Source organism: Marinicella litoralis, assembly GCF_002591915.1.
In the GTDB taxonomy this organism is placed as follows: Bacteria; Pseudomonadota; Gammaproteobacteria; order Xanthomonadales; family Marinicellaceae; genus Marinicella; species Marinicella litoralis.
In genome coordinates, this window is record NZ_NIHB01000001.1 from 250,679 (window position 1) to 275,730 (window position 25,052).

Below are 25,052 nucleotides of genomic sequence, written 5' to 3' on the forward strand. Positions count from 1 at the left end.
ATTTTTGTGTATGATTGAAGCATGAAATTAACTTCAATTAAAAGCAAAGTGGTGTTGTTGTTCTTAACCATTACCGTGGTGGTGGTTTTGAGCATGTCAATGCTGATGAAGTTTGGTTTTAATCAAGAGTTCACCAAATACAAAAAATCATTGGCCAAAGAGTTGAACGATCGCATGGTTAACTCCTTAGAAGCCTATTATGAGGATCAACAATCCTGGTCTGACTTGGTTGATGACCCCAGAAAATGGCATGAATTGGTGTATAACAGTGTAACGGACGGCTTACTTAAGGAACGGGCCGCTCGTCATCCATCAAAAAGGAAAGAAAAAGACCCAAGCCACCGCCGTCAAGAACCACACCAAGGCCCACCACCCAGAAGGCCTGAAGACTCAGGCAAAAACCATAAAATAAAATCAGAATTTAGACAGGTTTTGCCGTCATATTCCTTGTTTGATGTACAACAAGAAAAAATCATAGGTCCGGCGAAGTGGCATCAGCCATCCGCCGAAAAAATCAAGATCAAAAACCAAGGCCAAACAGTTGGGTATTTGGTTTATGAAAAATCTTCTTTGGCGGGTCACAAACAAGACAAAAAATTCAACCAAACCATTTGGATGGTTTTATTGATGGTCACAGGGGTCATGCTTCTGGTGGCGTTGTTGTTTACCATCCCAGTGTCCAATTATTTGATCCACCCCATCCGTTTGTTGAACCAAGCCACGCAAAAAGCGGCTGCGGGTGACTATTCGGCCAGGACCTCGATAGCTCGAAATGATGAGCTGGGTCAGTTGGGTCAAAACTTCAATGTGTTAACGGATACTTTGCGTTCTAATGCCGAGGTGCACCAAAAAATGATGGCAGACATCTCACATGAACTGCGAACACCGGTGGCTGTTTTGTTGGCTGAAATAGAAGCGATACAAGACGGTATTCACCATGCCGATGCAAAAAATTTGAATTTATTACACCATCAAACCAGCGCCCTGAAACACCTGATCAATGACCTTCACCAACTGAGCTTAACTGAATTAGGTAGCATGCAATATAAAATGCAGTCGATAGACATCAATGCCCTGCTCCAAGGCGTGGTTCAGGCCATGAGTCTGGCCGCTGAAAAAAAGCAACTTAACATCAAGTCACAATGGTCTGCTGCTGCCCCGAAAGTTATGGGCGACACAAATAGATTAGAACAAATGTTCACCAACCTAATGACCAATTCAATCAGTTATACCGATGCGGGTGGCGACATTGAAATTACCACCGAAGCCGTCCCCGGTGGGACCTTGATCCAAATTCAAGACAGTGCTCCGGGTTTGTTGGCTCATGAGATGGGTCAAATGTTTGATCGCTTGTACCGCAAAGAATCTTCCAGAAATAAAAAACTGGGCGGCTCTGGTTTGGGTTTGGCCATAACCAAAAACATTGTTGAAGCACACCATGGCGAAATGACAGCAGAACCGAGTGAGCTTGGCGGCGTTAAGATTACTGTGAAGTTGCCTGAATATGTCTAATCACCACATTTTAATCGTTGAAGACGAAGAAAATTTAGCCGAATTGATGCGGGATTATTTGCACCAAGAGTCTTATCAGGTCAGTGTGTTGTTTTCGGGTGAAGGTGTTGAGTCATTCATCCAACAAAACAAGGTTGATGTGGTGTTGTTGGATTTGATGCTACCAGAAAAAAATGGCATTGAGATTTGTCGAGACGTCAGAAAGTTCAGCGATGTTCCGATCATTATGACCACCGCAAGGGTTGAGGAAATAGATCGCATATTGGGTCTGGAAATTGGCGCCAATGATTATGTGTGTAAACCATACAGCCCAAGAGAGTTGGTTGCCAGGGTTAAGGTACAACTGCGCAGTCAAGCGCTCAGGGTTTCATCAAATCAGCTGCTGGAATTGGATGCCAATCAATTGTTGGTCAAAACGGGTTCATCGCAAGCAGAATTGACTGCGGTGGAGTTTAAGCTATTAGAAAAACTGCATTCACAACCAGGGCGCGTGTTCAACCGAGATCAATTGATGGATGCGGTGTATTCAGATGGCAGGATTGTTTCAGATCGAACCATTGACAGTCACATCAAAAAAACCAGGCAGAAGTTAAAAAAAATGGATCAACATGATTTTGTACAAGCCGTTTACGGCTGTGGTTATAAGTTCGTTCCAAAGCCTTAATTTTTTCATAATGTTTGCAACATTGCTGCATATACTGAAACCCTTCTTAAACAAAAAGGCAAACACATGAAAACAACCGCATTAATTTTAATGATTGCATTGGCCAGTCAAGTGGCAGCAGGACCGCACAAAGAAAGAACCAATGATTTGAATTTAACCGAAGAGCAAAAAACCCAAATGCATGCGGTTAAACAACAACAGTTTGAAAAACTCAGTGCTGCTAGAGAAGCGATCAGAGCAGAAAGCAAAGCAGCCATGGCGGAATTTTTAACCGAAGAACAAATGGCTAAAATAGAACAAAAAGAACAACACCGTCAAGCACACAAAGAAAAAGGAAAAGAACACAGAAAAATGAAAAGAAAAGGACACAGAAAAAATAAAGACAGCGAATAATTTATCAATTAAGCACGCTAAAAGACGCCATTGAATTGGCGTTTTTTATGCCCGGAGAAAAAAGACTGCTATCTTGATTTGAGATGTAATACCATATCCGGATGTTAGATAAGCGTCGTTCAAAAGCCATATTGGCACTTTCCTTGCCCATCATTGGGGGCATGATGTCACAAAACATCCTCAACTTGGTTGATACAGCCATGGTCGGACGGCTCGGTGCCCCCGCATTAGCGGCTGTTGGCTTAGGTGGCTTTTTAAACTACATGTGCGTGGCCTTTCTTTTGGGCTTGAGTGCTGGCGTCCAAGCCATGGTGTCGCGGCGTATGGGCGAAAACAAACAAGCAGAGGCGGCCTACCCGCTGAATGCGGCCTTGATTTTAATCCTGATCGCCGCGGTTCCAATGACCTTGTTGCTTTACTTTTTATCACCCCATTTGATTCAATGGTTCAACCCAGACCCTTTGGTGGTTGAACAAGGCACGCCTTATTTACAAGCCAGATTCCTGGGTTTGATATCATTGGCTGTGCATTTCAGCTTCCGTGGGTATTGGAGTGCGATTAACATGACCAAGGTTTACCTGAAAGCTTTGTTATTCGCTCACTCCAGCAACATTATCATCAGCTATGTACTTATATTCGGCAAACTGGGCATGCCCGCATTGGGCACATATGGTGCTGGATTAGGCACCAGTATTTCTATCACACTGGCTGTTTTTTATTATTTTTATTGCGCGCTTAAGCACACCCGAGGTTACGGGTTTTTAGAAAGCTTACCTTCCAAAGCCACGGTCAAACAAATGATCAAAACATCAGTGCCTTCATCAATCCAACAATTCTTTTTTGCTGCTGGTTTTGCCGCTTTGTATTGGATCATTGGCCAAGTGGGCACCGAAGAATTGGCCGGTGCCAATGTCATCATTAATTTAATGTTGGTTGGATTGTTACCGGCCATGGGTTTTGGTTTGGGCGGCGCCACTTTGGTGGGCCAGTCCCTGGGCAAGAAAAATATCAATGCAGCCCATCAATGGGGTTGGGACACCGTAAAACTGGCCTGTATCACCGCGGCTTTGTTGATGCTGCCTGTGATGTTGTTTCCAGATTTTGTCTTGCGTCTGTTTCTGACAGATCAGACGGTGATTGATTTAACGCGCCTACCCCTGCAGTTGGCAGCGGTGTCTTTGGGTGTTGAGTGTATTGGTATCGTGTTGTTCAACACCATCAATGGTGCGGGTGACACCACCAGCACCATGAAAATTTCTTTTGCTTTACAATGGATCGTATTTTTACCAATGGCCTGGTTGGTTGGCCCTTATTTGGGCATGGGTTTAACCGCTATTTGGATTGGTCAAATCCTATACCGCTTGGTTTTTACTTGGGCTATGATCCATATGTGGCAAGCCAGAAAATGGTCAACAATTGAGGTTTAATTTTGCACAATAAAAAAAGATGTGGCTGGGCAGAAGGCGCCAGTGAGCTAGACCAAAAATACCATGACGAAGAATGGGGTGTGCCGGTTCATGATGACCGGACTTGGTTCGAATTCATCACTTTAGAAGGCGCGCAAGCTGGATTAAGTTGGACCACCATACTACATAAACGCGAAGGTTATCGGAAAGCCTTTGCGGATTTCGATTGTGTCAAAGTGGCAAAATTCACCGAAGCCAAGCAGCTGGCATTGAAGGAAAATCCGCAAATTATTCGCAACACCCTCAAAATCAAATCAACCGTGACCAATGCCCAAGCCTTTATCAAGGTCCAACAAGAATTTGGTAGCTTCAATGATTATATCTGGCAATTTGTTGGCAACAAACCGCTGGTCAATCAATGGCAAAACTCAGCAGATGTTCCGGTGAGTACAGCCATGTCTGATGCACTAAGTAAAGACTTAAAAAAGCGAGGCTTCAAGTTTATTGGTACCACCATCTGTTATGCTTTGATGCAAGCCACCGGTTTGGTCAATGACCACACCACCGATTGTTTTTGTTATAAAAAGGATTAAACCATGAAAAAATTAATGATTATTATGCTGTTTGTTTTATTGAGTGCTTGTGTCAAGAAAGTCGCTCCTAACAATCAGCAAGCTTTTTTCAGTCACCTGAAATCTTTGTGTGGGCAAGTTTTTGAAGGAGCCAGCACCTATCCAGATGACCCTGAACATGACTTCGCGGGTCAGTTACTGGTGGCCGATTTTGCCCATTGTTCCGAGCAGGAAATCCGCATTAAATTTGCAGTGGGTGAAGACCACTCCAGAACCTGGGTGGTGACCCAATCAGCAAAAGGCCTGTTATTAAAACACGATCACCGTCATGCCGATGGCACCCCGGATGAAATCACCAACTATGGTGGTTGGGCCAATGATCAAGGCAACGACTGGCGCCAACATTTTGCCGCCGATCAAACAACAGCCGATTTGATTCCTGCAGCGGCCACCAATGTTTGGATGTTGCAATACGACCCGAACAGCCAAATTTTGACCTACGATTTAAAGCGTCATAATTTACCCCGTTATCAAGCGCAATTACAGCCGAGAAAATGAGCTTTGTTTTAACCACAGACCGGCTGAGTTTAACGGAACTTGACAGCAAGGATGCAGCGTTTATTTTTGACCTTTTTAACGATGAAGATTGCATTCGTTTTATTGGTGACCGTGGCATCAAAACCGGTTCAGACGCCAGTGAATATCTACAAACGCGGTTGATTGACTCCTACCAAAAAAATGGCTTTGGCTTGTATAAAGCCACATTGAAAACGGACGATGAGCCGATGGGTATTTGTGGTTTGGTCAAACGCGATGAACACAATCCACCTGATATTGGCTTTGCTTTCCTGCCACAGTTTCGCTCAGGTGGTTATTGTACCGAAGCCGCCCAAGCCATTTTAAATTGGGCACGGGATCAGCGCATCAGTGATGAAATTTTGGCTTACACGAACCCAGACAATTTCGCCTCCATTCGGGTGCTGGAAAAAATCGGTTTGCTTAAACAAACCATCACCAAACTGCCAGGTCAAGACTTTGAGAGTTTGATTTTATCCATTCGATTTAAATAAACTCTTGGAAAATGCTTTTTGCCATAACTGGTCATAATTTCTGCCGAAAAACGACAGATTGAAATATTAAGCTGTGTTTTTTACACAGAGAATAATCGCATGAAAGAGTTTTGTTTTTGGGACGAAGATGACCTCAGTAATTTACCACTAGACTTTAAATTGGTGCCTTTTAATGTCGAGTACATTGACCCAAGCATGGAGCGAAGTGTTAACGAAACACCCAAAATTTTGACATCAAAAAAGTGGCCCCCGGAACAGAAACCATCAACAGCGGTAAGGCTTGGGTTGAGTAATCAAGGTGAAAGTAACTGACCAATAACAACACACCACCTTGGTGCAAGGCAAATCCTGTTAAGGCCGTTACCAAAAACTTAGGAAAGCGAGACTTGTGATCACCGTCGTCTTTGAATGAATAGTGGTAGTGGCCAAAATAAGCGGTAAAAAGCCCACCAAAAAAACCACAAGCATGGGCCATAAATGGCGTCAGGCCAAACCATTTGTGGAGCACCAAACTGATGCTGGCATGAACCAAACTGGCAACCACCCCAACCAAACCATAGCGGATCATCAGCCCCAACAGGTCTTTATATGATTTCAACGAATACGTCCTGTTGGTCAAATGACACTTGTAGCTGAGTCAGTGATTGTCCGACACAAGGACCGTTGGTGCAGAACCCTGTGCTGGCATCAAAAGTGGCACCATGTGCTGGACAGACCAATTGATGGTCTGGTGTTTCAAGAAAAGCATTTTCAGCATAATCCATTCGCCTGCCTTGGTGTGGGCACTCATTGACAAAGGCCACCCATTCGGCATGGCCGCGTTTAATCATCACCGAGGTCAAACCATTTTCAGTTTGTAATGTGTGCTCGGACCATTTATCGATTGGCACATCAATTAATTTGGCCAGTTTATGCTTCATGTTTTCTTGTTGAGTGCTTTCTTACGGCATCAACCAACACAGCCACTTTTTCCGGCTGCATGTCAGGTTGCATACCATGACCCAAATTAAACACATGCCCAGGCTGGTCACCGAATTCATCAATCACTTTTTTAACCGCGGTATCGATAAAAGCATCTGGTGCATATAAAGTGGCCGGATCTAAATTGCCCTGTAAAGCCACTCGATTACCCGTGAGTTCCTGTGCTTTGCCAATGTCTATGGTCCAATCCACTCCCAGTGCATGGCAGCCAGTTTGCGACAAAGCCGTTAAACTTTGGTTGGCACCTTTGCTGAACAAAATGATGGGCGTGTCGCCAAAACCGGCCGCTTTCAACCCAGTCACTATCTGTTGCATGTATTGTAATGAAAACTGTTGAAAATCTGTTGGGCTTAACACCCCGCCCCAGCTGTCAAATACTTGTACTGCTGATGCACCACTTTGAATCTGACCGATTAAATATTTGATGATGGACTGGGTCAGCTTATCCAACAACTGATGAGCCAACTCTGGTGTTTTGTACAACAAGGCTTTGGATTTGGCGTAAGTCTTGCTGCCACCGTTTTCAATCATATAAGTCAATAAGGTCCAAGGACTGCCAGAAAAACCAATCAATGGCACCCGGCCATTTAAGGTCTTTGTGGTCAATGCTATGGCATCCATCACATACTGCAAATCATCGGCTTCAGGAACCGGCAAGTCAGCAATTTGTTTGGCATTGCTGATTGGGTTTTTAAACTTGGGACCTTCTCCAGTTTCAAAATACAAGCCCAATCCCATGGCATCAGGAATGGTTAATATGTCTGAAAAGATAATGGCCGCATCTAGCGGAAATCGTTCCAGCGGTTGAATGGTGACTTCGCAAGCCATTTCTGGGGTGCTGGCCAAGGTCATGAAATCGCCAGCTTGGGCGCGGACTTTTCGATATTCAGGCAAATACCGACCAGCCTGTCTCATCAGCCACACCGGTGTGCGTTCGGTTTTTTCTCTGCGCAATGCACGTAAATACAAATCGTTTTGTAGTTCCATCAACTCAAACCATTCAAAAAGCGCTATTTTATCAGTTATATACCGCAGAAACAGCCTGAAAACCACTATTTAACCGTTGATATCACAGGCAGATGGAGAAAAAATAAGGCTTGATTGGGGGTAAAAAAGATGACTGGCTTGATTTCTGATAAAATGCTGCGCTTTGCATTGAACCTCATTAAGTCGCTGAGGTCTTATAGAAACTATTTTAATACGATATAAACCATGAAAAAAACTTTATTAATAACCCTGTTGTTGATCCAAACAACCGTTTTTGCTCAAGTCCTGGCACCGGTTAAAGACTATGCCAAAGAAGTGAACAAGTTAACCGACATCTCTACCCTGTTACAGATGTCAGACGACACGTTAAACCGCAAGAGTTATGCCAACCACGAAGTGGTTGCCAAAAGGTTGGTTGAACTGAGGCCGTTCAATCCAGAATTCAGATTCATATTGGTTAAAGCCTATGCTTTACAAGATAAAAAATCTGAAGCATACAACGAGCTTATTGGCCTACAAAAAGCAGGCTTAAGTTATCCCGTTGGCGACCAAGAAGGTTTTGATTTGATCAAAGACACAGGCGCCTTTAAATACATTGAAGAAAATATGGTTAAAAACGCCAACCCTTACGGTAATGGCGAAGCGGTTTTTTCCGTCAGTAAGAATTATTCAGGCATGCTGTTTGAAAACCTGGCTTTTGATAAACAAGAAAATCGCTTTTTATTGAGCAGCATCCGCTCAGGTGCTATTTATCAATACACAGATGCTGGTGGATTTGAAGAATTTATTAAACCGGGTGACCCAGCCACTGGGCCTTGGGGTGCCATTGATTTGGTGGTAGATAACGACTCCGACACCTTGTGGGTTGCTTCAGCGGCATTGCCACATTACATCGGTGCCACACAGGCTAATTTTGGTCAAGCCATGATTTCAAAGTACAAACTAAGCACCGGGGAATTGGTCAATAGTTTCGCGATGCAAAATGCCAATCAACCCATGCTGTTTTCTGCCTTGCACTTAACAGAAGGCAAGAACTTGTACTTTATCAATGCCTTCACCAGCGACCTGTTTAAAATCACCAAGGATGGAGACCAGGTTGAAGCCGTGGTTTCGATTCCGAGCTTATCCAGTATCAAAGCCTTAACCAGCAACAAAGATGAAACATTGTTGTATATTTCAGATTATGACTTGGGCTTGTTTGTGGTTAATTTTGAGACCAATCAAGTGGTGCCATTAATCCGGTCTAAAGATGGGTTTTTTGCTGGCATCAATGACCTGTTTTATGACCAAGGCGATTTGATCGTTATTCAAGGCGGTGTTTATCCAGCACGCTTAATGCGTTATGTGATGAAAGACGATGTGTTTTTCCAAACCATGTTTCCGCTAGAGGCTTCACATGAAAACTTCAAAGCCTTGGGCAGTGGTGTGGTGGTTGATGGTCATGTTTATTATGCAGCCAATTCACAGTGGGAGAAAACAGGACCATTGGGTCGATTGGCAGATAATGAAGCCTGGGAAGATTTGGTGATCATTAAAACCGACAGCAAATACAAAATGGAAGCTTTCATGCAACAACAACGTGAAATAGAAGAAACCAAAAGAAAACGCGGCATCAAATAAGCCGCGTCATCAAGCAAGTCACCTTGTAATAAAAGCCAGTCATTTAAATCATGACTGGCTTTTTTTATGGTAACTTCAGGCCTGTTTTTCTTTGATGTATTGATCGACCAATTGTTCCAAAATATTCAGAGGAACAGAACCGTTGTTCAAGACAGCCCGGTGAAAATCCCTGACGTCATATTTTGCACCCAGTGCTGTTTGTGCTTTTTCACGCAGTTCAAGGATTTTAGTCATTCCCACTTTATAAGCGGTGGCTTGTCCAGGCAACACAAAATACCGTTCAATTTCAGACACCACATCGGATTCTGCCATACCGGTATTGGCCAACATATAATCAATGGCTTTTTCACGTGACCAACGTTTCGCATGGATACCAGTGTCCACCACCAAACGCACACCTCGGAACAACTCAGCTTGTAAACGCCCAATGTTGTCATAGGAATCAGGCAACATGCCCATTTCATACGCCACCCGTTCAGCATACAGGGCCCATCCTTCTGCATAGGCAGTAAAAGGCACCATTTTTCTGAAAAACGGCATGTCTTGCAATTCTTGTTGAATGGACAGTTGGTAATGGTGCCCAGGTGTCCCTTCATGGTAGGCCAGGGTCTTCATGCCATACTTGGGCGTGGCTTTGATGTCATACAGATTGGCGTAAAACACCCCGGGTCTGGAACCATCCATGGCTGGGCTTTGGTAGTAAGCGCCTGGAGCGGTTTTTTCTTTGAACTCAGGAATCCTTTGAACATCCAGCTTGGCTTCAGGGAGGTCGTAAAAGTGACTGGACATTTTTCGTTCGACATCGACCAACATGGTTTTATAGTCATCCAATATTTGTTCCCGACCTTCGCTGGAATCAGAATAATAAAACCGCGAATTGATCGACATGTTTTCAATGCTTTGGGTGAAACCACCAGAAACGTCCCAACCTTCATCTGCTAAGATATCAAGAATTTCAGCTTGGATGCGGTCCACTTCCGCCACACCAAAATCATGAATATAAGCTGGGGTGTAATCGGTGGTGGTAAAAAACTTCAATGCCAAAGCATAAAAAGCATCGCCATCTGGCAAGCTCCAAACCCCGTTGTTTTCATGGACTTTGTTGTCCAGTTTTTCAAAATAGTTAATCAAAGATTGGTAGGCTGGATAGACGGTTTGTTCGATGGTGGTTTTGGCCTGTTGAGCCACTTCGTTTTGTTCGCTTTGCGGCAAATCCGCTTCCTTCATTTTTTTCGCCAAAGCCACAAATAAAATATTTTCTTCAGCCGGTGTGGTCACAAAACCATTCATTTCCGCCAAGACTTTGGTGACCACAAATTGAGGCGGTAAAATGCCTAAATTTTCACGGTGCTTGAGGCCCTCAAGTACTTGGTCAAATTTAATACCAACCTTCGACAGGCGACTGATGTAGTCTTCGGCATCGCCCACGTTGTCAACTTGATGGGTGCTTTCCATGAAAGATGGAAATCCATTTTGTACGCCAAACAATTGATTCACTGGGTAGTTATGAAAACGGAAACGTTCACCTTCAACCACAATATCAAGCAATGACAACATCACATCTTTGGACATTTTGTCAGCGGGGCTGAGGTCTTCATCAGCATAAGAGCGCAGGGTTTTGTGCGCAGCCAACACCGACTCAAAGGTTTTGTCGCCGGCAGCCATGCTGGCATCATCCAATTCAGCGTTGTGTCCGTCAATACCAAAACCTTCTAACACCCTGACAGAACTCAACATTTCTGGGCTCTCCAAAGCAAACTGCAGCGCAGTCCGTCCAAAAAACAGGTTGATGTCATAAGGTTTAAAGTACCAAACGTGGACGAAAAAAGCGGAAGCCAGTAAAACCACCAGCAACATCAAGGCACCTAAATACTTAAATAATTTTTTCATGGGTAGAATTCCTTCGGTTATTTTGATTCGATCATGCAATAGGCATTGAGTTTGTTGCCATCAAGGTCGCGGAAATAGGCTGCATAAAAGCCATTGCCTCGATCACCTGGCTGGCCTTCACAGGTGCCGCCAAGTTCCAGTGCTTTGTTGTACAAGGCTTTGACCTTTTCTGGACTGTCTGCAGACAGGGCTGCCATGTTGCCGTTGCCGGGTTGTGCGGGTTCACCATTGAATGGTTTGAGAATAGAAAAGCCAGTTGATTCCTGGTCTTTGGCCCAAACCACATAACCATGTTCTTCAGAGCCATGCATGATGCGTTCAACATTGATTTCAGCAAACAGACTGTCGTAAAATCTTGATGACGCATCCAAATCATTGGTGCCTAGTGTAATATAACCTAACATGGTGACCCTCTTGCAAACCAATTATTGTGTGTTCTGAGCGTCACAAAGTCCAGTTTAATAAACAAACGAGATTAAATATATGAAGAAAGTCATGGCCAATCAGGCACCAGATCCAGTGGGTTTATACCCACACGCCAGACAAGTGGGAAACTTGTTGTTTTTATCGGGTGTCGGGCCGCGCAAAAAAGGCAGCACTGAAATTCCGGGCGTTACCTTGGACGAAGGTGGTAATGTTACCTCCTATTGTATTGAAACCCAGTGCAGAAGTGTGTTCGACAATGTTCGTTATGTGCTTGAAGCGTCGGGAACTGATTGGGATGCTTTGGTTGACGTTACGGTTTTTCTGACCAATATGGACGACGACTTTGCCATTTATAACAAGGTGTATGCCGAATATTTTGCCAGCAACCAACCGTGTAGAACCACGGTAGAAATCAACAAACTGCCAACACCGATTGCGATTGAGTTAAAATGTATGGCTGTGATTGAATCTGATTAATGCACCAAACCAAAACAGAGAATACTTATGAGTGAAGTGATACCCAAGCCAATGCCACCCTTTAATTTCAAACAATGGATCGATGATCACAGAGATCAATTGAAGCCGCCGGTTTGTAATAAACAAGTGTTCGAGGAAGATGATTTTATTGTGATGGTGGTGGGCGGTCCGAATGGCCGACGCGACTATCATTACGATGAAGGCCCTGAGTTTTTTTATCAACTTGAAGGTGAGATGTTGTTAAAAACCCAACAAAATGGACAGGTGGTTGATTACCCAATCAAACAAGGCGAAGTGTTTTTGTTGCCACCCAGAATGCCGCATTCGCCGATACGTTATGCCAACTCCATAGGTTTGGTGGTCGAGCGCAAACGATTGGTGCACGAAAAGGACGGTTTGATGTGGTATTGTGAAAATTGTAACCACAAGCTGTTTGAAGCCTACTTTACATTGCTTGATATAGAAAAAGATTTCTTCCCCATATTCGACCGGTTTTTTAATGACGAAGCAGCGCGGACTTGTGACGAGTGCGGCACAGTCATGCCCAACAACAACAAACTGGATTTGTGATGTTTAATGACACCCTGACCATAGACATTCACACGCATATATTACCTGAAAATTGGCCTAACTTACGCGAAAAGTATGGATATGGTGGCTTTGTGCAACTGGAACACACCGGTTGTGGTTGTGCCAAAATGATGCTTGATGGTCGGCATTTCCGTGACATTGAGGCCAATTGCTGGGACCCACAAACTCGATTAACCGAATGTGACCAACACGGCGTCCATGTGCAAGTGCTGTCAACCGTGCCGGTGATGTTTTGTTATTGGGCCAAACCCAAGGACAATCATGATTTGGCCCGTTTTTTGAATGACGACATGGCACAAAAAGTGGCCAGTAACCCCAAAAGATTGGTTGGTTTGGGTACCTTGCCCATGCAAGCACCAGACTTGGCGATCAAAGAATTGGAGCGGTGTGTCAAAGGGCTTGGCTTGGCCGGTGTGCAAATTGGTTCACATGTGAACGATTGGAATTTAAGTGCGCCTGAATTGTTTGATGTGTTTGCTGCGGCTGAAGAATTGGGCGCAGCGGTTTTTGTCCACCCTTGGGATATGATGGGTAAAGACCAAATGAAAGATTATTGGCTGCCTTGGTTGGTGGGCATGCCAGCTGAAACTTCTTTGGCCATTTGTTCGATGATTTTTGGCGGGGTGTTGGAGCGCTTACCGAAGCTGCGCATTGCCTTTGCCCATGGCGGTGGTGGCTTTCCAGCCAGTATTGGTCGAATTGAACATGGTTTTGAGGTTCGTCCGGATTTGGTTGCGGTAGACAATCCGCACAATCCCAGAAAATACCTGAAACAGATTTATTTAGATACCTTGGTACATGAACCTGCGGTACTGGATTACATTGTGAACTTAATGGGCGCAGACAGGCTGGCCTTGGGAACCGATTATCCCTTTCCATTGGGCGAGTTACAACCAGGACAGTTGATCAAGTCCATGCCCTATTCTGAGGACGTTAAAAATCGAATGTTGTCAGGCACTGCTCTGGAATGGCTTAATTTGAATCGTTCACAATTTGTCTGATGACCAATAAAGTCAACTTAAACAAACCCCCGGTTTCAATTGCCATTGCCTTGGATTTTGATGGGCCTCAACCCAATCATTTTGGGGCTAAACAGGCCACTGCCCAACCGATGCAATCAGGCAGCTTCATTGGCGACACCACCCAAGGGGGTTCGTGCAATGCCCAAGATATTAAGTTCAATCCGCACTGTAATGGCACCCACACCGAAAGCATCTCTCATGTCATTGATGAATTGGTGGCACCACATGAGGTGGTTGAACAACCACTGATGTTGGCACAGTTGATCACCCTAGAACCGGCATCACACGTCTCGATGGATACCTATCAGCCGCCTATAGAGCCGGGTGATAAATTGATTTGCAAATACCAGTTGACAGCTGTAAAGAATCATTTACACAAGGGTGTAAAAGCTTTGATTATCAGAACTTTACCCAACACCGCATCGAAAACAACACACCGTTATGGGCAAGACATACACCCGGCTTTTTTCAGCAATGAAGCGATGCAATGGCTGGTTGATGAAACCCATATTGAACATTTGTTGGTTGATTTGCCCTCGGTCGATCGATTGCACGATGAGGGTTTACTCAGTAACCACCGCTTGTTCTGGAACATTGCACCTGGGTCGCACCAATCGACAGATGAGCAGCATCGACACAAAACCATCACCGAGATGGTCTATGTGCCCAATCAGATAAAAGACGGTGCCTATGTGCTCAATTTACAGCTGCCGCGTTTAAACCTCAATGCCGTACCGAGCAATCCCGTTTTGTATGCCATGTTGGGCAAGGATCAGTAACCGCGCCAAAGTCAACAATGACCAACTCACCATGCAAACTTTGAAAACCTTGGTATTCATATCACTTGCGCTGATGGCCTTCGCTGGTAATTCAGTGTTGTGTCGATTGGCTTTGGGTGGTGGTTTGATGGATGCGGCAGGGTTCACGGTTTTCCGACTGCTGTCCGGTGCCCTCACCTTGATGATAATCTGTTTGTTTTTAAGCCACCAGACCGCTGACGGGATCACATCATTTTTCAAACCGACCGGACGACAAATCAAAGGTGCGTTGATGTTGTTCAGCTACGCGCTTTGTTTTTCATATGCCTATGTGTTGTTAGACACCGGCACCGGCGCTTTGATTTTATTTGCAGCGGTTCAATTGACATTATTGTTGGCTAATTTTTTGGCCGGCAAGCGGTTTGTGTTCATCGAGTGGCTGGGCGTGTTGTTGTCTTTTTCTGGACTGATTTATTTGTTGCTTCCCGCTTGGGGAACCCCTTCTTTGATGGGCTTTGTGTTGATGACTTGCAGCGGAGTGGCATGGGGTTTATATACCTTGGCTGGCAAGGGTTCCGAGAAGCCATTGCTTGAAACCACTAAAAACTTCATCTGGTGTGTGCCATTGGCCTTTTTGTTGAGTTTGCTGTCGTTTCAACCGAATGTATGGACCAGCCACGGATTGATTTTGGCGGTGATCTCGGGGGCTTTGACTTCAGGAGTGGGTTATGCCATTTGGTATGCGGTGTTACCTAAACTAAGCCTCTCTCAAGCGGGTGTGTTGCAATTGTTGGTGCCGGTTTTGGCGGCACTGGGCGGCGTGGTGTTTGCGGCAGAACTGCTCACCATTCGATTGATGTTATCCGCTGCATTGGTGTTGGGAGGTATTTATTTGGTCCTTGTTTCAACAAAATCAGCCAGTCCCTCGGAATAAACAAAGACATCAGAACTTTTATCGCTTGAAAATGAGGCCTGGAAAGATAACAATAATTGCTTTCAATCCTGAGGTCGACAATGGAAGGCTTATTTACTCTAGAAAATTTATTCACATTAGGCATGTTGGTCATGTTACAGGCGGTTTTGGGTTTTGATAACCTGCTGTACATCATCATTGAATCACAGCGTGTCGAAAAGTCACAACAGTCTAAACTAAGAAAAACCGGTATTTGGATGGCGGTGTTGTTCCGTTTGATCTTGTTATTTACCTTGCTCAAATTATTGTCATACTTTACCGAACCGTTTTTTGTGTTGGCGTGGACCGGCGTGGTTGAAGGTTCGTTCAATTTAAGGGCCGTGGTGGTACTGTTGGGTGGTGGCTTTATTATCTATACGGCGATGAAAGAAATTTGGCACATGCTCTCACTGGAAGACCAAATGGCCGAAGAAAAAGAGAAGAAATCTTCATTCACCACAGCACTGGTGTTGATCGTGACGATGAATGTGGTGTTTTCTTTTGACTCCATATTGAGCGCCATGGCATTGACCGATAATTACATCGTGATGGCAACCGCCATATTAATTGGTGCCTTGATGATGGTTTGGTTGGCGGATTCAATCGCAGCCTTTTTACAAAAAAACCGCATGTATGAGGTGTTGGGTTTATTCGTCTTGTTTATTGTCGGTGTGATGTTGTTGTCGGAAGGTGGTCACATTGCCCACTTGAAATTCTTTGGGCATGAAATCACACAAATGAGCAAAGCCACCTTTTATTTTGTGATTGCTGTTTTGGTGGTTACAGAATTGGTGCAATCGCGGTACTCGAAAAAACTGTCTCGTCTTAAAACCAAAAATGCTCAGGATTAATTTATGATGACTGAAAACCTCATGCTGGCCATTGCCGTAATTGGTATATTGGGTTCCTTGGCACAATGGTTGGCGTGGTGGTTGAAGCTGCCGTCTATTTTACTGTTGTTGTTGCTGGGGATCGTTCTAGGTAAACCAGTGACCGGAATCATTGACCCTGATTTGTTGTTTGGTGACTTACTGTTTCCAATGGTTTCTCTGGCCGTTTCAGTGATTCTGTTTGAAGGTGCCCTGACCCTCAATTTCAGCCAGATACGTGGTTTGGAGTCGGTGGTTCGACGCATGGTCACAGTGGGCATGCTGGTTACTTGGTTGACCATTGCTTTGGCCACCCATTGGTTATTGGATTTGCCGTGGTTGTTGTCTTTGCTGTTTGGCTCTTTGGTGGTGGTCACCGGACCAACAGTGATTGTACCCATGCTGCGCATATTAAAATTGAATAAAAAAGTCTCCAATGTGTTGCGCTGGGAAGGCATCGTCATTGATCCATTGGGTGCCTTGTTGGCGGTGTTGGTATTTAACTTCATTGTCTCATCGCAAGATGGCGCTGCCGGTTTACTTGATGTGGCCATGGATTTTGGTTGGATTATGTTGGTCGGTGGTTTGTTGGGTGCCGTGGCAGGGGCCTTTATGGGTTTGGTGCTGCGACGTCATTGGTTGCCTGAATACCTACACAATGTATTTACCCTGACCTTGGTCTTTGCGGTTTTTGCCGTTTCTGATTTGTTGGCTCATGAATCAGGATTGTTGGCAGTAACGGTCATGGGCATGTGGTTGGCCAACAGCAAAAACACCCCGATTGAAGACATTTTAAACTTCAAAGAATCACTGACTGTACTGTTGATTTCTGGCTTGTTCATCATCTTAGCGGCACGCCTAGACTTGGAACAGTTCTTACAAATTGGTTGGTTATCCATTGTTTTGTTTTTGGTGATTCAGTTTGTTGCTCGGCCTTTGAAAATTTTCGTTTCCACATGGGGTTCAGACCTGACCTTAAAAGAAAAAGTGATCCTCTCATGGATTGCCCCCAGAGGTATTGTGGCTGCGGCTGTATCTGCTTTGTTTGCATTGAAATTGGAACAGCAGGGCTATGCCGAAGCCAGCCTGATGGTGTCACTGACCTTTATGGTGATCATTGGCACGGTGGTCTTTCAATCAGCCACCGCCGGATTTTTAGCGAAGAAGTTAGGTGTCTCTAGTGCAGAATCAAAAGGTATATTGATGGTGGGCAGTAATCCAGTGGCTGTGGCCATTGCAGAAGTGCTCAACAAACATGGTTTCGATTGCTTGCTGACAGATTCCCACTGGCGTTATATCAAAGATGCGCGCATGAAGGACATCAAAACATATTATGGCAATGTGGTTTCAGAACATGCAGACCATCATCTGGACTTAATTGGTATTGGTAAATTGATGGCTGTTTCCATGAATACAGACCTGAATCTGTTGGCTGCAGCCAGATACAAAAATGAGTTTGGTGTGGCCCATATGTTTTTGTTGAGTAATGATGAGAAACCAAAAGAAGACAACAAGCACGCCATATCGCTGGAAGGAAAAGCCAGGCATTTGTTTTCTAAAGAAGTCACGTATGCCAAGTTGGCCAGCGCATTGGCCCAAGGCGGACAAATCAAAACCACCTTGTTAACCGAAGAGTTTGGTCATGAGGCTTATTTGGCTAAACACGGGAAAAACGTCATACCGATGTTTGGCATTTCACCGGACGGCAAAACACTGCGGGTGTTTACCCGGGCTGAAAGCATTGAAAAACTATCGACAGACTGGAAAATAATTGGTTTGATCAGACAACAAGAAGAGGAATGAATCCACATGGAGGGTTGTTGATCAGCCCTCCTTTTATGTTTTTCACCCTGAGGTCATTGGCAGTCATTTGATAGAAAACTTAAAGTGGCCACACTAAACTTTAAATGATTGAGTTACCGACAGTTAATGGTGGTCAATGATGAAAATAAACCTCGATTTTAGAACTTATGTTTCAGGCACAAAAAAACCCCACTGATGTGAGGTTTCGGGGGTAATCAATGTAGGCGCTGTCTCTAACTCATTATATGCCCAAAAAAGGACAATACCATGAGGACCAAGAAAATAAAAAACAGGACTTTGGCAATGCTGGCAGCAGTTCCGGCCACTCCGCCAAATCCAAATACAGCAGCAATCAAAGCGATAACTAAAAATATAAGTGCATAATTTAACATGTGATACCTCTTGTTTAGTTGTGCCTATTCAGGCAAAGATTTAAAGAGCGGGGCCCTGGAGCCCCGCACCGATCATGAACGTAACTGCTTATGAGTTGCTGTCGACTTCGATTTCACTGTTCACTGTTTTCACGCCTGGCGTGTTTTGAGCAATCTGTTCAATCAAATCTTTTTCAGCTGCAGTTTCTACTACACCGTTTAAGGTAACTACCCCAAAAGCAGTGTCTACATTCACATCTAAACCTGAAGTCTCAGAATTCCACAACAACTCAGATTTAATCGAGGCAGTGGTGGTTGCATCATCGTACCAAGTACCAAAGTTTCTGGTTTTATCTGGTTGATGCTCATGTGTTACATGCAACTTATCCGACATTTCCTCGGCTTTTTTAACGATGATTTTATTGTCAACTGAAGACACACCTTCAATACTTTTGGCAATTTTTGCTGCCAAATCCCTGTCAATTTCAGAATTAACAGTGCCTGATAAAATGGCTTTGCCTTTTTTCACATCGGTATCGATGGTGAAATTGTTTAAATGTCTGTTGACCAATAAAGCGGTTTCAACTTTGCCATCTAACCAAGCATCTTTCAATTTTTCATCAGTGCTGTACTGTGCGTTGCCATCGGCCATTGCCAATGATGTGACAGCAAGAGAAGCAGCGAATAAAGTAGATTTAATGGCAGTTTTCAACTTGTCTGTACTTGTTTTCATAATGTCTCCGTAAGTTAATTAGTAATAAACATATCAATTGATATGATGGCCTCCATTTTACAAACGAAGAGAATGTAGCACGTGAATCAAATGTTAAAAACTTGTTAAAATATAAATATATATATTTTAAGTGTCTGATTTTATTAGAAAAATTTGAACCATGATGAAAGCGCTTGCTTGGGTTGTCGGAGTTCATACAGCAGCCAAGTTGTGGTTAACAGTGCTTTGGCTGTTGGCTTGTTAGCACCATTTTTCACGTTGCTTTTGAATTGATTCAAGTTAAAAGGCATGCCACAAATAAGGTCACCATGGAAAACCAGGGGGCTTGTTTAAGCCCCCGGATTCCAGGGTCAATATTTTATTGAGAACATGAAGTCCTCAATACCGCCAAACGTGCACGGCTTGTGGTGAGTAAGATAAATAAGTTGACCAAGTACTGTGAATGTCTGTGCAATCAATTCAGTGCCTGGTTTATAGTAGAGCGGAAAGGGTGCTTATATATGACAAATAAAAATCAACTAATAACTCAAGCACTGAAAAACACTACTTGTTTGTCCTTCTGCGCAATCGAAAATACAACAGCACAAAACCAGTGAGGGTAAATAACAAAGCAGAAAGCGCCGTCAGGTACAGCAAGGGATGGTTAAAATCATCGCGGGTGTCGTAATCCATGATGTGTAGCATCCACATAAAATCAAACAACCGCCACCGATCGGTTCTTTTCGCGACAATTTCACCGTTACTTTCAGAGACATAGATGCGGGCGTTTTCATCGCCCAATAATTGAACCTGCCACATGGGGGCTTGACGCCCTCTGACTTCACTGGGAACTTCGGTTATTCTTGTGATCGTATCAATGGTTAAGCCTGGGGCTAAGTGAGCTGCCAGCACGGCTCGGACCATCGGCTCTGATATGGGCGTGATTGGTTTTAAGTCGGGTGTATCAAACAACATAAACTGTTGGTCTGTGCTGGCTTCAACCACGGTTTTACCTAACCAAGACTTGATCACAATGCGCTGGATGGGTTGGTCAAACTGATTGGCTATCTGGGAAAAATCCAACGGATCCAAGGATACAGCCGCAGTCTGTTGTGGTTTCAGTAAATGGTCACCATGAATTTCTTCAATCGGCATAAAGCTCATTAAAAAACCACTTAAGAACCAAAACAAGATTTGAATACCCAGTACCAATCCCATCCATTTATGAATTTTTCCAAACAACAATTGTGGCCGCATACTTGTTAATTAAATTTAAAAAAGCATTGTAGGACACAGCAAAGTCAGTTGACAATTGAATTCAGTGAACAAAAGGTTCAGAATAACTGCCACCAGAAACAAACAACGGCTGTTCAACATGGCCACAGGAGCCCAACCATGAAAAAATTGATATCAAGCGGATCTGCGTTTGAACAGACATTTGCCTATTCAAGGGCTGTGGTTGATGGTGATTATGTATTTGTTTCAGGCACGACCGGTTATGATTATTCAACCATGGAGATTGATGCAGGCTTAGTTGAACAGACTGAACAGTGTTTTAAGAACATTGCCCAAGTTTTGGCAGAAGCCGGCAGCAGTTTAAATCAAGTGGTGCGGATCCACTACATTTTGCCCGATAAAAGAGACTTCGCCTTGTGCGCGCCCGTGATGCAGAAATATTTGTCAGAATCCAGGCCAGCGGCCACCATGATTGAAGCCGGCTTGTTGGACGATGCGATGAAAATTGAAATTGAAGTGACCGCCAGAACAAAAATATGATGAATAAAAAAAGCCCCAAGTCAACTTGAGGCTTTTAAAGGTCTTATTTGCTGCGTTTATTTCTTTTCTGGAACCGGAAAGCCTCTGGCACGCATCAAAGCATCAATCGATGCATCGCGTCCGCGGAATTTGCGGTAGGCTTCTGCTGGATCCATTGAGTTGCGTGGCGCAAACAGGTATTTAACCAGCTTGGCCGCTACCTCTTTGTCGTAGTAACCACCTGGTGCTTGTTCAAAAGCTTCAGCGGCATCAGCCGTCAACACATCAGCCCACATATAGCCATAATAGGCCGTGGCATAACCTTCACCGGAAAACACATGACCAAAATGTGGTGTGCGATGACGCATCACCAATTCTTTTGGCATGTTCAGCGCAGCCAAAGTTTCTCTTTCAAACTTGTCTGGATCAATGCCTTCTGGATCGGCCAGGTGAAATTTCATGTCCATCAAAGCCGAAGCCAAGTATTCAGTGGTGCCGAAGCCTTGGTTGAAAGTGGCTGCATTTTTGATTTTAGCAATCAACTCTTTAGGAATGACTTCGCCGGTTTTTTGGTGTTTCATGTAGTTGTTGATGACTTCATCGGTGGATAACCAACGTTCTAACAACTGTGATTGGAATTCAGTGTAATCACGAACACCACCGTTTGAACTGGGGTATTTTACGTTGGATGACAAGGCGTGTAAGGCATGACCGAACTCATGAAAGAAGGTTTCTGCATCACTCCAAGAGACCAACACAGGTTCACCAGGCGCCGGCTTGATGAAGTTAGAATTGTTGGATGAAAGCACCGTGACTTTGCCATCATACGTTTCATGTGAGCGGTAGGCATTGGCCCAAGCTCCAGAGCGTTTACCGGGTCTGGCGAATGGATCCAAGTACCACAAACCAATGTGAGCACCGGATGTTTTGTCGGTGACTTCCCACACTTTGACGTCTTCATGGTAGACCGGAACTTTGCCATCAGGCAGTGCGGTGAATTTAAAGTTGAACAATTCGCCAGCCACATAAAACATCGCTTCACGCAAATTATCTAACTGTAAATATTGTTTCACTTCATTGGAATCCAGGTCGTATTTTTTCTTCCTGACCTTCTCGGCATAATAACGATAATCCCAAGGCTCGATGGTGATGTCGTGGCCCAGTTCATCGGCCACGGTTTGCATGTCAGCCACTTCTTCTTTGACCCGAGCAATGGCAGCAGGCCAGACAGCCTCCATCAAATTCATGGCATTTTCTGGGGTTTTTGCCATGCGGTTTTGTAAGCGCCATTCAGGGTAGTTTTTATGACCCAATAATTCCACACGTTCACGACGCAGCTTGAGAATTTTGGCAATGTTCTCATTGTTGTCATATTCATCACCGTTGTCGCCACGTGAGTAGTAATTGGTCCATACCTTTTTGCGTAATTCACGCTCATCTGAATAGGTTAAAAAAGGGTCCATCGATGAACGGGTGTTGGTGATGGCATAGTGCCCTTCCATGCCTTTGTCTTTGGCTGCTTGTGCGGCTGACTTAACCAATGATTCAGGTAAACCGCTGAGCTGGTGTTTATGGATATAAGTCACATAACCTTCTTCATCGTGTAACACGTTGTTGGCGAAGGTGGTATAGATGCTTGAGAGTTCTTTGTTTATCGCTGCATAACGTTTTTTAGAAAACGCGTCCAAGTTGGCACCATTCATCGCAAAACCTTCATAGGCTCCCAAAACCAAACGTTGTGCTTCAGGCTCCAAAGGGTTTTCCAATGAGGCTTCATAGACGGTTTTGACCCGTTCAAATAATTTTTTGTTTTGAGAAATTTTAGAACCCATTTCGGAAAACTTGGGTGAATATTCCATTTGTAATTTTCGCACTTCGGGACTGGATAAATTGCTGCCCCAAATACCGAAATAGGTGAAAGCTCGACCCAGTTTTTCACCGGCTTTTTCCATCGCAACGACGGTGTTCTCAAAAGTAGCGGGTTCCGGGTTGTTGGCAATTCTTTCATAATCAGCCAAGTTTTCAGCGATGGCGACATCGAAGGCTTCGGGTACATCTTTTAAGTCCATTTGGTCAAAAGCTGGGACACCACTGTATGGACCTGTCCATGCTGCCAATAGGGGGTTTTCTTGTTTGGCTGGTTCTTGTGCGTAAGCACCGAAGGTCATGGTTATGCCCAGTGATATACTGGTTAACCAGCGGCTGTTTTTGGATAATTTCATCGTGTCCTCAACTGTTTGAATTAATTGGGGAAATATCTTGAGGGTTTGTCCGGCGACTAAACAGTGCCAAAAGTCCCATTAGGCTTGGTTCAGTGCAGGCTATTTAAAGTTTTTTTGCAGATTGACACTCAATTCACTGACCATTGTTTAACATGCAATCGTCCGGTGTCAGTATGAATGGTGACTTCTTGCCCACACCTGAAGGAGCGATTTTACTTTCACCGGACTTTATAATGGGTTAAAACTCGAATCGTGCTCCTAAGCTCACGGTGTATTGATCGAAGTTGTCTAAGCCGAAAATTTGTTGGTACCTCAAATAAAACATTTTGCCATTCGACGTGATCCAGGTCAGGCCTAAACTGGCTTGGCTGAAACTGGTTTCAGTGAAGTTGGTTTCAACATTAAACAATTCATCCACTGGCATCCCAACCAAACGCATTTCCATGATGCCATTGTCTTGATCTTCATAATTATGCTGTAAACTGAACTGTGGTGATAACACGCCATGTTGGGTGCTGATGGCTCTGGAAACCGTCAAGCCCACATTGTATTTAAGGGATTCAAAATCTTGCGCCGCATAAAACAAATTGAATGAATCAGCGCCTTCTTCTTGGTATTGATCTAATTGATTGTCAACATATTCAACACCCAGAAAAGGCGTCCAATTCCAAGCGCCTTGATTGAAACTGTATCCGGAACTGATGGCAGCGGTTGATTGTTTGGATTGGGTTTTACCCACGGCAGTGATATCAACCACCGCATCGATCAAGTTAAACACCTCCACCCGCGTTTGTCTGATGTCAGGGGTGGCATAACTGAAACGGGTGTCCAGATAGAAATTTTCGAAGGGTGTGAATAAGCCATAGAGGTTCAGGCTCATGCCTTCTGATTGCATGCTGACGCCGGCTCCTGTGTTGGATTCCAGTTGGTTGTATCCCAAGGCAGCGCCCAGCACGAATCGATTTGAAAAACGGTAATCAACCCCAGCACTTAAACTGTCAGAATCAAAACCAAAACCATCATTTATTTCATCGGCATAATCATAATCACCAGAGGATAAACTGCCGTTGATGAAAAATCCCCAAGGAGAAACAAAGCTTTCTGCACCATCGCCTTGATAGGCCAACATCGACATCGGGAGTGATTCACGGCTGTTCCTGAGCTCCAAATCCGCCACTGAAAAGCCACTGACGCCAGCTCGCAATTGCGCCATCCTCTGACCGATGTTTGAGAGTTGTGAAGCCACCAATTGGGTTGAGTTCCTGGCTTGGTGTACCACATTTCTGGGTCGCATCCAACTGAGGACTCGGGTCAAGGTTTCAACATCACCCAGTTCGGCCTGTTGTAAAAGGTCATCACACAAACCACCCAAACCGTTGTGTAAATTGTCACCAGAACAATACGCAGCCAGCACTTGAGCCGCCCGCAAAAACCGCGCTCGGCGATTTTCTGGCATGTTGTTTAACATGGATGAAGCATAGTCATCTACACCCGGCAATGGACTCACTTGAAAAACAATCATTCTGCCGTTGTTGGATGGGTTTGCATCAGGGGTGTTTGATGTCACTTCAGCGGCCAAAATCAAATCGTCTGGCTCTGCTTGTTGTTCCAGTTGGACCCGCACCAAAATGACTTTCTCAGCACCGGCAGCAAAATCGCCCACGTTTTGGCACCTGATTTGACCGTTTTCGACCGAGATTTGACAAGGCCCCGGCGCGGTGGTGGTGATGCCGCTGAAAGCCCCTTGGGTCACATCGACATCAAGCCGAATCCCGGCGGCGGTATCAGGTCCTTGGTTGCGAACGGTGATCTCCATCTTGGCCAAATCACCAGTAATGATTCTGGATTGGAATAACCTGACATCGACACTGATGTCGGCCTCACGGGCCATCACTTGAACGGAAAGCGCCGATAATATCAGCAAAATAATTGTTTTCATCATAATCCCTGCTTTTCTTATTATTCTTTCGTTAATCGCCAGAATTGTCAAATGTTGGAT

At 44.4% G+C, this 25,052-nt stretch carries 26 protein-coding genes; 16 read left to right on the forward strand and 10 right to left on the reverse strand.

Annotated features, from left to right (window positions below):
* The first annotated feature begins 21 nt into the window (after positions 1-21).
* From CCS90_RS01135 to CCS90_RS01165, 7 genes are all read left to right on the forward strand, one after another.
* Entirely contained in the window at positions 22-1,512 is a 1,491-nt protein-coding gene (locus CCS90_RS01135) for an ATP-binding protein (protein ID WP_099017672.1), read from the forward strand.
* Positions 1,505-2,176, forward strand: coding sequence for a response regulator (locus tag CCS90_RS01140; protein ID WP_099017673.1), 672 nt, complete (start codon positions 1,505-1,507; stop codon positions 2,174-2,176). Before CCS90_RS01135 ends, CCS90_RS01140 begins: the two co-directional genes overlap by 8 nt.
* Before the next feature lie 66 nt (positions 2,177-2,242).
* Entirely contained in the window at positions 2,243-2,569 is a 327-nt protein-coding gene (locus CCS90_RS01145) for a hypothetical protein (RefSeq protein WP_099017674.1), read from the forward strand.
* A 101-nt stretch (positions 2,570-2,670) separates the two neighbouring features.
* The gene (locus CCS90_RS01150) at positions 2,671-3,996 is read left to right on the forward strand and encodes an MATE family efflux transporter (protein ID WP_099017675.1); all 1,326 of its coding nucleotides are present in this window, start codon (positions 2,671-2,673) and stop codon (positions 3,994-3,996) included.
* A gap of 2 nt (positions 3,997-3,998) precedes the next feature.
* Entirely contained in the window at positions 3,999-4,568 is a 570-nt protein-coding gene (locus CCS90_RS01155; protein ID WP_099017676.1) for a DNA-3-methyladenine glycosylase I, read from the forward strand.
* A gap of 3 nt (positions 4,569-4,571) precedes the next feature.
* Complete coding sequence (locus CCS90_RS01160; RefSeq protein ID WP_099017677.1) at positions 4,572-5,105, forward strand: hypothetical protein; 534 nt, start codon at positions 4,572-4,574, stop codon at positions 5,103-5,105.
* Positions 5,102-5,617: a GNAT family N-acetyltransferase gene (locus CCS90_RS01165; protein ID WP_099017678.1), complete on the forward strand. Its 516-nt coding sequence runs from the start codon at positions 5,102-5,104 to the stop codon at positions 5,615-5,617. Before CCS90_RS01160 ends, CCS90_RS01165 begins: the two co-directional genes overlap by 4 nt.
* Before the next feature lie 208 nt (positions 5,618-5,825).
* Here the strand turns inward: CCS90_RS01165 and CCS90_RS01170 are convergent, their stop codons facing one another.
* Genes CCS90_RS01170 through hemE form a run of 3 tightly spaced genes read right to left on the reverse strand, consistent with a single transcriptional unit; the run spans position 5,826 to position 7,585 of the window.
* Complete coding sequence (locus tag CCS90_RS01170; protein WP_099017679.1) at positions 5,826-6,215, reverse strand: GtrA family protein; 390 nt, start codon at positions 6,213-6,215, stop codon at positions 5,826-5,828.
* Complete coding sequence (locus CCS90_RS01175; RefSeq protein WP_099017680.1) at positions 6,202-6,537, reverse strand: Rieske (2Fe-2S) protein; 336 nt, start codon at positions 6,535-6,537, stop codon at positions 6,202-6,204. Before CCS90_RS01175 ends, CCS90_RS01170 begins: the two co-directional genes overlap by 14 nt.
* Positions 6,527-7,585 carry a uroporphyrinogen decarboxylase gene (gene hemE, locus CCS90_RS01180; RefSeq protein ID WP_099017681.1) on the reverse strand — a complete coding sequence of 353 codons (1,059 nt, stop codon included), beginning with the start codon at positions 7,583-7,585 and terminating at the stop codon, positions 6,527-6,529. Before hemE ends, CCS90_RS01175 begins: the two co-directional genes overlap by 11 nt.
* Positions 7,586-7,810: 225 nt before the next feature.
* Between hemE and CCS90_RS01185 the strand changes: the two genes are divergently transcribed.
* On the forward strand, positions 7,811-9,205 hold the full coding sequence (locus CCS90_RS01185; RefSeq protein WP_099017682.1) for a hypothetical protein: 1,395 nt from the start codon (positions 7,811-7,813) through the stop codon (positions 9,203-9,205).
* Between the two features lie 75 nt (positions 9,206-9,280).
* On the opposite strand, the gene CCS90_RS01190 is transcribed toward CCS90_RS01185, so the two are convergent.
* Positions 9,281-11,095 carry a DUF885 domain-containing protein gene (locus CCS90_RS01190; protein WP_099017683.1) on the reverse strand — a complete coding sequence of 605 codons (1,815 nt, stop codon included), beginning with the start codon at positions 11,093-11,095 and terminating at the stop codon, positions 9,281-9,283.
* 17 nt (positions 11,096-11,112) lie between these two features.
* Positions 11,113-11,499 carry a VOC family protein gene (locus CCS90_RS01195; RefSeq protein ID WP_099017684.1) on the reverse strand — a complete coding sequence of 129 codons (387 nt, stop codon included), beginning with the start codon at positions 11,497-11,499 and terminating at the stop codon, positions 11,113-11,115.
* 79 nt (positions 11,500-11,578) lie between these two features.
* On the opposite strand from CCS90_RS01195, the gene CCS90_RS01200 reads away from it, so the two are divergent.
* The 7 genes from CCS90_RS01200 to CCS90_RS01230 all read left to right on the forward strand — a co-directional run bounded on the left by CCS90_RS01200 (position 11,579) and on the right by CCS90_RS01230 (position 17,993).
* Entirely contained in the window at positions 11,579-11,998 is a 420-nt protein-coding gene (locus tag CCS90_RS01200; protein WP_099017685.1) for a RidA family protein, read from the forward strand.
* A gap of 27 nt (positions 11,999-12,025) precedes the next feature.
* A complete protein-coding gene (locus CCS90_RS01205; protein WP_211336961.1) occupies positions 12,026-12,568 on the forward strand; it encodes a 3-hydroxyanthranilate 3,4-dioxygenase in 543 nt (180 codons plus the stop codon).
* A complete protein-coding gene (locus CCS90_RS01210; protein ID WP_246026987.1) occupies positions 12,526-13,590 on the forward strand; it encodes an amidohydrolase family protein in 1,065 nt (354 codons plus the stop codon). The genes CCS90_RS01205 and CCS90_RS01210 overlap by 43 nt, the downstream gene beginning before the upstream one ends.
* Positions 13,590-14,390 carry a cyclase family protein gene (locus CCS90_RS01215; protein ID WP_099017686.1) on the forward strand — a complete coding sequence of 267 codons (801 nt, stop codon included), beginning with the start codon at positions 13,590-13,592 and terminating at the stop codon, positions 14,388-14,390. The genes CCS90_RS01210 and CCS90_RS01215 overlap by 1 nt, the downstream gene beginning before the upstream one ends.
* Before the next feature lie 31 nt (positions 14,391-14,421).
* Positions 14,422-15,303: a DMT family transporter gene (locus CCS90_RS01220; protein ID WP_099018702.1), complete on the forward strand. Its 882-nt coding sequence runs from the start codon at positions 14,422-14,424 to the stop codon at positions 15,301-15,303.
* A gap of 80 nt (positions 15,304-15,383) precedes the next feature.
* Complete coding sequence (locus CCS90_RS01225) at positions 15,384-16,172, forward strand: TerC family protein (RefSeq protein ID WP_099017687.1); 789 nt, start codon at positions 15,384-15,386, stop codon at positions 16,170-16,172.
* A gap of 6 nt (positions 16,173-16,178) precedes the next feature.
* Positions 16,179-17,993, forward strand: a complete 1,815-nt coding sequence (locus CCS90_RS01230; RefSeq protein ID WP_180236479.1) for a cation:proton antiporter — start codon at positions 16,179-16,181, stop codon at positions 17,991-17,993.
* 233 nt (positions 17,994-18,226) lie between these two features.
* Here the strand turns inward: CCS90_RS01230 and CCS90_RS01235 are convergent, their stop codons facing one another.
* The 3 genes from CCS90_RS01235 to CCS90_RS01245 all read right to left on the reverse strand — a co-directional run bounded on the left by CCS90_RS01235 (position 18,227) and on the right by CCS90_RS01245 (position 20,333).
* Positions 18,227-18,385 (reverse strand): DUF1328 domain-containing protein, encoded by a 159-nt coding sequence (locus CCS90_RS01235; protein WP_099017689.1) that lies wholly within the window; start codon positions 18,383-18,385, stop codon positions 18,227-18,229.
* 88 nt (positions 18,386-18,473) lie between these two features.
* On the reverse strand, positions 18,474-19,097 hold the full coding sequence (locus CCS90_RS01240) for a BON domain-containing protein (RefSeq protein ID WP_099017690.1): 624 nt from the start codon (positions 19,095-19,097) through the stop codon (positions 18,474-18,476).
* Between the two features lie 543 nt (positions 19,098-19,640).
* Positions 19,641-20,333, reverse strand: coding sequence for a PepSY domain-containing protein (locus tag CCS90_RS01245; protein WP_099017691.1), 693 nt, complete (start codon positions 20,331-20,333; stop codon positions 19,641-19,643).
* Positions 20,334-20,471: 138 nt separating this feature from the next.
* Here CCS90_RS01245 and CCS90_RS01250 point away from each other — a divergent pair, with 138 nt between their 5' ends.
* Complete coding sequence (locus tag CCS90_RS01250) at positions 20,472-20,852, forward strand: RidA family protein (protein ID WP_099017692.1); 381 nt, start codon at positions 20,472-20,474, stop codon at positions 20,850-20,852.
* 56 nt (positions 20,853-20,908) lie between these two features.
* On the opposite strand, the gene CCS90_RS01255 is transcribed toward CCS90_RS01250, so the two are convergent.
* The gene (locus tag CCS90_RS01255; protein WP_099017693.1) at positions 20,909-23,053 is read right to left on the reverse strand and encodes a M3 family metallopeptidase; all 2,145 of its coding nucleotides are present in this window, start codon (positions 23,051-23,053) and stop codon (positions 20,909-20,911) included.
* Between the two features lie 238 nt (positions 23,054-23,291).
* Positions 23,292-24,992, reverse strand: coding sequence for an autotransporter domain-containing protein (locus CCS90_RS01260; RefSeq protein ID WP_162846736.1), 1,701 nt, complete (start codon positions 24,990-24,992; stop codon positions 23,292-23,294).
* Positions 24,993-25,052 lie beyond the last annotated feature (60 nt).